6 protein-coding genes and 1 tRNA gene are annotated in these 8,396 nt (G+C 39.1%); all 7 read left to right on the top strand.

Features of this window, described 5'->3' with window-relative positions:
- Nucleotides 1–259: 259 nt before the first annotated feature.
- Complete coding sequence (locus Q0507_RS07320; protein WP_298714536.1) at nt 260–727, top strand: hypothetical protein; 468 nt, start codon at nt 260–262, stop codon at nt 725–727.
- Nucleotides 728–918: 191 nt separating this feature from the next.
- Complete coding sequence (locus Q0507_RS07315) at nt 919–2,202, top strand: DNA repair protein (protein ID WP_298714533.1); 1,284 nt, start codon at nt 919–921, stop codon at nt 2,200–2,202.
- A gap of 56 nt (nt 2,203–2,258) precedes the next feature.
- Nucleotides 2,259–2,585 (top strand): YolD-like family protein, encoded by a 327-nt coding sequence (locus tag Q0507_RS07310; RefSeq protein ID WP_298714530.1) that lies wholly within the window; start codon nt 2,259–2,261, stop codon nt 2,583–2,585.
- A gap of 183 nt (nt 2,586–2,768) precedes the next feature.
- Nucleotides 2,769–4,301 carry a glycine betaine ABC transporter substrate-binding protein gene (locus Q0507_RS07305; protein ID WP_298714527.1) on the top strand — a complete coding sequence of 511 codons (1,533 nt, stop codon included), beginning with the start codon at nt 2,769–2,771 and terminating at the stop codon, nt 4,299–4,301.
- 254 nt (nt 4,302–4,555) lie between these two features.
- Nucleotides 4,556–6,685 (top strand): cation-translocating P-type ATPase, encoded by a 2,130-nt coding sequence (locus tag Q0507_RS07300; RefSeq protein WP_298714524.1) that lies wholly within the window; start codon nt 4,556–4,558, stop codon nt 6,683–6,685.
- Between the two features lie 444 nt (nt 6,686–7,129).
- Nucleotides 7,130–8,083, top strand: a complete 954-nt coding sequence (locus Q0507_RS07295) for a magnesium transporter CorA family protein (RefSeq protein ID WP_004694714.1) — start codon at nt 7,130–7,132, stop codon at nt 8,081–8,083.
- Nucleotides 8,084–8,228: 145 nt separating this feature from the next.
- Nucleotides 8,229–8,317, top strand: a tRNA-Ser gene (locus Q0507_RS07290).
- The last annotated feature ends 79 nt before the right edge of the window (nt 8,318–8,396 follow it).

The raw sequence follows: 8,396 nt of genomic DNA, 5'->3' as shown, positions 1-8,396 counted from the left end.
CAATTTAGAGACGTAGAATTCCGAGACCTAGGGCCGGAACAATAATGAAAACTATTAGTTAGTTCTTATATATTGATGGGGCCCAATTTTATTTCGACAACTTAGTTACAAAAAAGCACCACCTATCTCGTGGCTCCAAACGACACGTAAGTCGCCCCTCGATAGGTGGTGCTCTTTTTGTATTACGTTAGCAAAATAAGTCCCATCAATATATAATTGAACTAGATAGTTTTCATTGTATTGTTGGGAAAAAGAGATTATGAAAGTAATAGCTGAGTTTTTTAGGAGTTTACTACAATTATCAAGTGGATTATTAGTTATATTTGGTTTATTTTTCCTCATCGGTGGAGGATGGTTATTTCATGATTTGCAATATCGATATGTAGTAGAGAGTAGACATAACACTATTTTTGATAAAGCATATAATGTATATCTTATTAATAAAGGTAGCTCTATGATTATTATTGATGATGAAATTTATGCGATAGGAGATAATATTTATTTGACCATCAACCAGAAGAATAATATCATTCATGTATATTATTTAAATCCACAAGATATCGAAAGTATAAATAAGTTTAATGAGTTACAGCAGCAGTATTACGGCAATAAGATGATCTTACAACCGATTAAAAGTTTAGAAACATCAAAGGCACTTGATATTTATAAGCAGCTAGTGGAAAATCCAAAAAGGTTTAAATCACAAGGTGTTCGTTTTTCTCTTTAAAATAGATATATTTTATCCTGAGTCCTAACTATATAGTTAAGGCTTGGGATTTTTTATGTTCAAAATTTACTTTTATAATAACAAACATATGTTTGAAAATACTGTGAATTTTTGTTATACTAGTCATACAAATTCTTGTGTTCTTAATTTTTGTAAAAGCCAGTTCTTTAGCGGTTCAGGGAGGTGTTTGTATGGGGTCAGCTGATACGGATCGGTTGTATATGTGCATTGATTTGAAGTGTTTTTATGCGTCTGTAGAATGCGCCGATTTGGGACTGGATCCGTTTACAACACCTCTGGTGGTGGCCGATGGTTCTCGTGGCAAGGGGGCTATTACGTTGGCTATTTCTCCTGCCTTAAAAAAGTTAGGTGTTAAAAATCGCAGTCGATTATTTCAGATTCCACCGCATATTGAGTATTTGACGGTGAAGCCACATATGAAGCGGTATATGCAGGTGTCTGCTGAGATTTATGGAACCTTGCTCAAGTATGTGGCGCCTGAGGATGTACATGTGTACTCTATCGACGAGTATTTCATCGATATCACGCCCTATTTACCACTATATAAAAAGACGCCTCGTCAGTTGGCGCAGATGTTGCTCGATGCGGTGCTAGCGGCAACGAAGATTTATGCTACCGTTGGGATTGGAACGAATCTGTTTCTCGCCAAGATTGCCCTCGATATTTTGGCGAAACATGCGCCTGATTTTATAGGCTATCTTGATGAAAGCTTATTTAAAGAGAAAATCTGGTATCACCAGCCCTTGACCGATATATGGCAGATTGGTAAGGGCATAGCTAATCGACTACATAAATATGGTGCCTATGATTTGCATGGAGTTACCTTAGTGCCTGAGGCGAAGTTGTATAAGGAGTTCGGCGTTAATGCAGAGCTCATAATCGATCATGCTTGGGGCCGTGAGCCTTGTACGATTGCGGATATCCATGCGTATCGACCTATTAAGCACTCTATCTCGCACAGTCAGATTTTGTTGCGTAATTATACCTATGAAGAGGTATACGTGCCTATGCGCGAAATGGTAGAGTCCTTGGTGTTAGAGCTTTTACAAATCAAAGGGGTCACGAATCACATTCATGTCCATATCGGCTATGCTGATGAAAGGATGCGCTCTACAGGGGGTTCTAAAAAGCTTAAGCAGTACACAGATTCTCTACAAACGTTGACGGCTGCAGTTATTAAATTATATGAGCAGCATTGCCATAAAAATGAGCTTATCCGCCGCATAGGAATCAGCTTTGAAAATTTAGTCAATCGATCCGCCATACCTCAAGAGGTGGACCTATTTAGCACTCTTACTACAAATGCAGAGGAAAAGGAACGACAGGTACAAGAGGCTATGCTATCCATTAAGGAACAGTTTGGTAAGAATTCTATTTTGCGTGCATCGAGCTTACAAGAGGAAGGAACCATGCGCTTTAGAAACACCTTGGTAGGCGGTCATAATGGGGAATAGATATTATAATGGATACATTGGAAATACATTAGTCGCGTAAAGGAAGGTATAAATTAATGAAACATCGAATGTCTCGTTTACAGCGAGCAAAACAATTTATGCCCTTTGCGGCATTGAGGGGTTTTGAAACTTTATTAACCGCTGTAGCAAGGCCGAAAGAAGATCGGGCAGAGTTATCAGAGGATCAAATAGATGAGTTAAATACAGTTTTACAATCTGTACGTTGTGGGGAGTGGGTACGAATTGTTTACTATAACAAACGAAAATATACGGAACTTATAGGTGCGGTTGATATGATTAGTGAGCAATTACAAATTCTCTCTGTACAAGGGACTGTTATTTCTTTTAGACATATTAAAGAGCTGAATATGTATGATAGGTAAATATAAATATAAATATAAATAACGGCTTTTGCTGTGTATGGTAAATAGACTAGAGTTAAGGAATAATTAGGTATACAATGATATTATGGGTTATTATAGCTTGATAATAAATTCTTGAATTCGGTTAGCTGTAGTATACCTATATAGTTTTTTATTTCTTAACTTAGAAAGGCGGTGTATGTAATGCATGATGTCATATCATTACTTATCAATCGCTATGATTTTTTTCTCCAGTTATTATGGGAGCATATAGAAATTTCAGTATTAGCTTCTGTTATTGCTACCATCATCGGTGGATTATTGGGTGTATTTATATATGAATATAAACGGCTAGCTACGCCAGTTATGGTAGGGGTTAATTTCCTATATACGATTCCATCTATATCGATGTTAGGCCTTTTGTTGTATGTATCGGGTGTTGGTAATACGACGGCTATTATTGCATTGGTTATATATGCTTTATTACCAATGGTACGAAATACATTTACTGGTCTTAACCAGATTGATAAAGCCATGTGTGAAGCGGGGATTGCATTAGGACTCACGCGGATTCAACGTTTGTGGAATATAGAGATTCCCTTGGCTATGCCGACGATTATGGCTGGTATACGGACTATGCTCGTTATGACCATTGCCTTGACAGGTATTGCATCCTTTATTGGTGCTGGCGGCTTAGGTGTGGCGATTTATAGGGGCATTACAACAAATCAAAGTGCTTTGACGATTGCCGGTAGTCTACTGATTGCACTATTAGCCATTACTGTTGATGCGCTCTTTTCTTTAGGTGAAAGGGTAACGCGTATTAGCCCTCATATGAAGCGTTATACGATTATATTTGTTTCGATTATGACGATAATTGCGATGGGTATAGGTGGCTGGGCCATGTATTGCCGTCATGTGAAGACCGATGTTATTCATATTGCAACGAAACCTATGACGGAACAGCTTATTTTGGGGAATGTTTTAAAAGAATTAATCGAGAAGAAGACTGATTTAACCGTAGAGGTTACAGAAGGTGTAGGTGGTGGTACATCAAATATTCAACCAGCTATGCTTTCCGGCCAATTTGATATATATCCTGAATATACTGGTACAGCTTGGTCTGCTGTGCTGAAACGTACGGATGCGTATGATGAAAGTCTATTTAATGAGCTTTCACAGGCCTATAAAGAGAAATATAATTTTGAGTGGGTCGGCATGTACGGTTTTAATAATACCTATGGCATAGGGGTGCGTAATGAAATCGCTCAGAGTTATGGCGTAAAAACGTATTCTGATCTTGCTCGTATAGCACCAGCCCTAACATTAGGAGGGGAATATGATTTCTTTGGCCGTGAGGATGGCTATCCTGGATTACAACGAGTATATGGTATGAATTTTAAAGCGACTAAAGATATGGATATAGGTCTAAAATATACTGCTATTAGTCGCGGTGAGGTGGATGTGATGCCGATATTCACGACTGATGGTCAATTAAGTATTGCACCGATTACGGTGTTACAAGATGATAAACATTTATATCCATCCTATATGTCTGGTAATGTGGTGCGTAGTGAAGTGTTGATCGCTCATCCTGAACTGCGACCTGTATTAGAAAGTTTGAATCATACGATTACAAATCAAGAGATGGCGAAGATGAATTACGCCGTTGAAACGGAACATCAATTGCCAGCTGATGTAGCACATAGATTCCTGGTAGAACGAAATTTGATATAAGGTGAATATAGTTAGATCTAAAGTAAATAAAATTTGATATATAGTGAATATAATTTTGTATTGACATTTAATCTCTTTCAATATAATATAAACATATGAACAGATATTCATATAAATAAAATATCTGATGAAAAATGTTTAGGAACATATCTAAAAAGATATGGAACAAGATATGTCTAATAAGTATTGGACATAGACAATAAATTAACTTACAATGCAGGATAGAAACTTTCACTATTATCAAAGGAGATATCATGGAAGAAACATTATTGCTGAAGGATTTAAACTGTGCAAATTGCGCAGCAAAAATTGAAGATCGCATCCGCAAAATGGAAGGTATTGAATCCGCTAACTTCACAGTGGCCACACATCAATTACGTTTGACTGGCACTTGGGGTGACCGTGAAGTGCTTAAACGCGATATTCAAGATATTTGCGATTCCATCGAAGAGGGCGTTACAGTGGCAGATTATGAGCGTAAATCTAAAGCGTCTGTAGATGAACACGGTCATGACCACGATCATGGCAGTGAGGCAGTAACAATTGTAGTTATCGTAGCAGGCCTATTGTTCATGGCTTACGAAGCGTTGACTACAGTTGTGCCGTCCATTGGCATGCCAGAGTCTATCGAAACTCCAATTTACTATATTGCCTATATCTTACTTGCGTTCCCAGTATTGCGCATCGCAGGTCGCAATATCTTAAAAGGCCAAGTATTTGACGAAAACTTCTTGATGTCCATCGCTACATTGGGCGCTATCGCTATTGATGCATTGCCTGAGGCCGTAGGCGTTATCTTGTTCTACCGTATTGGTGAATTCTTTGAACATAAAGCGACTGATCGCAGCCGTACAGAAATCATGAATGCTGTTGATATGCGTCCACAAGAGGTACGTGTTGTGGATACATGCTGTGGCGGTGAAATCGTAGTTATGGCTCCTGAAAAGGTTGAGGTAGGCAGTACTATTGAAGTTCGTCCTGGCGATTTAATCCCGTTAGACGGTACTGTTTTAGAAGGTGAAACACGTGTTAATACAGCTCCTGTAACAGGTGAACCTGTACCTGTTCGCGCTGTACCTGGCACACAACTCATGTCTGGTTGTATCAACGAATCTGGTCGCATTACGATGCGCGTTGATAAGGTTCTTGAAGAATCTATGGTTACAAAAATCCTAGATGCCGTTGAAAACGCAGCATCTTCTAAACCAAAAATCGACCGCTTCATTACGCGTTTTGCTCGCGTGTACACACCAATTGTTGTAGCTCTTGCATTGGCTGTAGCTATCATCCCATCCCTTATCACAGGGGAATGGCATAAATGGATCTACACAGCTTTAACATTCCTCGTTATTTCCTGTCCATGTGCATTGGTACTTAGCGTGCCACTCGCATTCTTCTCCGGTATCGGCAATGCTTCTAAAAATGGTATTTTGCTTAAAGGTGGTCGTGTTATCGAGGCTTTGGCTAATGTGAAAGCAGTAGCTCTCGACAAAACTGGTACCATCACATCTGGTGAATTTAAAGTACAAAACGTAGAAACTGTAGGCTCCCATGTGAGCAATGCTCAATTGCTATCCATGGCTTCAGCTATTGAAGCAGTATCTACGCATCCAATCGCAACAAGCATCGTTTCCGAAGCAAAGGCACAAGGTATTGTAGTAGAAGCGTCTGACTTTGTTCAAGAATTAGCCGGTGAAGGTATGGTGGGCACCGTTGATGGTCAACAAGTCCTCGTTGGTAACCGTCGTCTCATGGAACGCTATGCTGTTCAAGGCTACCCAACAGAAGCTACTGAATACGGCACAGAAGTATTAGTAGCAGAAGGTAATGTATACCTTGGTCGTATCATCATCGCCGATGAAGCTCGTCCAGACTCCGCAGCGGCTATCGCTGATCTTAATGGTCAAGATATTAAAACTGTTATGCTTACAGGTGATGCTGAAGCAAGTGCTAATTATATTGCCAAAGAAACTGGGGTAAGTGCCGTTCGTGCTCAATTATTGCCACAAGATAAATTGTCCGTTGTACAAGATATTCGCTCCGAATATGGTCCAACTATGTTCGTAGGCGACGGCATCAACGATGCACCAGTGCTTGCTGGTGCTGACGTAGGTGGTGCGATGGGTAGCGGTGCTGATGCGGCTATCGAAGCGGCAGACGTTGTATTTATGCGTCCATCCTTGACTGCTATTGCACATATCCTTGACTTGTCCAAAGCGACTTTGCGCGTAGCATGGCAAAATGTAGTATTCGCTATTGCCGTTAAAATTCTTATCATGGCACTAGGCCTTATGGGCTATGCATCCATGTGGTGGGCGGTATTTGGTGATACTGGCGTATCCATTCTTTGTATTTTGAACTCTATTCGTATCTTACGCCGTTAATTTGGTGAAAGTAATCTTATAGATCAATGCAGAAATATAACAAATGACATGATTCTGATTTGACAGAGTAGGATAAAACAAATAACCTCTATATTAGCGATAAGCTAGTATAGAGGTTATTTTTATAAGCTTTAACCTAATGATATATTGTTGATTATTTGTTTGCATACTTACTCACTGTAAGTTTTAGTGGTTTAATCTTTTGGTAGATTTTTTAGTTTAGTAGTCTTATTAATCTATCTGTTCGCTAGATTTTTTGGTAGATTTGATATAAGGATAGTTTTGAGATACTTTTAAAATACAATTGTGTATTGTTAATAGACATAAAGCGGTTTATGTATATACTACATAAACAAAACTTTCACAATTGAATTGAATAATAGCTATAAAATAGTATATAATTTATTAGATGATTACTATATGTTCGTTGGAAGGAGGGATAGCATGATCACGGTGTACAAACACATAGAAGAAGAGTTAGTTTCAGACTGCACTGTATCAGATGCCACAAAAGGTTCTTGGGTAAATTTGGTGAACCCAGACCCCGATGAGTTGTCCCTCATCAATATATTGACGGAAATTCCAACGGACGTTTTAAAGACCGCCCTCGATATGGAAGAACGTTCTCACGTGGAGTTAGAGGACAACTATATTTTTGTGGTTATCAACATTCCTGCGATTCGTGGTAATGATATGTACGATACGGTGCCACTCGGTATCTTTTTGACGCCTGACTTCTTTATTACTGTATGTCTTGAAGAATCCGAGGTGTTGTATCCGTTCATTTCAAACCAACTGTCTACGTTCTATACGTATAAAAAGACGCGGTTCTTGTTCCAAATCTTGTACCGTACAGCGACATTGTTCTTACGTTACTTGCAACAAATTAACCGCCGTACCGACGATATCGAAGTTCAGTTGCGTCATACGACGAAGAATAAAGACTTCTTCCAACTATTGGAATTACAGAAATCCATGACATACTTTACCTCTGCGTTGCGCACGAATGGTACCGTTATGGAACGTCTATTGCGCTTGCGTGGACACAGTACTTATAGACATTTGCTTAAAATGTACGAAGAGGATGAGGACCTTTTAGAAGACGTTATCATCGAAAATAAACAGGCCATCGAGATGGTTGAAATGTACTCAAATATCTTGATGAATATGATGAATGCCTTCACATCCATTATCTCAAATAACCTCAATATGGTGATGAAAATGTTGGCGGCCCTTACGATTACTTTGGCGGTGCCGACAATTATATTCAGCCTGTGGGGAACGAATGTGGCGTTGCCGTTCCAGGATGATCCGAATGGATTCTACGAAGTAGTAGGCATTTCCGTGGTGTGTTCCATCATTGCTATCATAGGCATGTGGAAAAAAGATCTATTCTAAAATATATGACAAATAACTAATAGATTAGGGCAATACCAAATGTTAAATACAAATGAAAAAGCTGGCTGTAAGTCAGCTTTTTTGCTTGCTTATGTATTACGTTATTGCTTATTATTAGACCAATCTGATATAATAGTACCGTTATGGAGAGGTGTCCGAGTGGTTTAAGGAGCTGGTCTTGAAAACCAGTGACTCCGCAAGGGGCCGTGGGTTCGAATCCCACCCTCTCCGCCACAATTTAGAAAGCCCTTTAGGTTATGATATGTACCCATTTTCCTGGACACATATTATTTACTAGCCTAAACACATGGAT

Origin of the sequence: uncultured Veillonella sp., assembly GCF_938010505.1 — a bacterium.
GTDB lineage: Bacteria > Bacillota > Negativicutes > Veillonellales > Veillonellaceae > Veillonella.
This window is presented reverse-complemented; position numbering and strand designations above follow the sequence as displayed.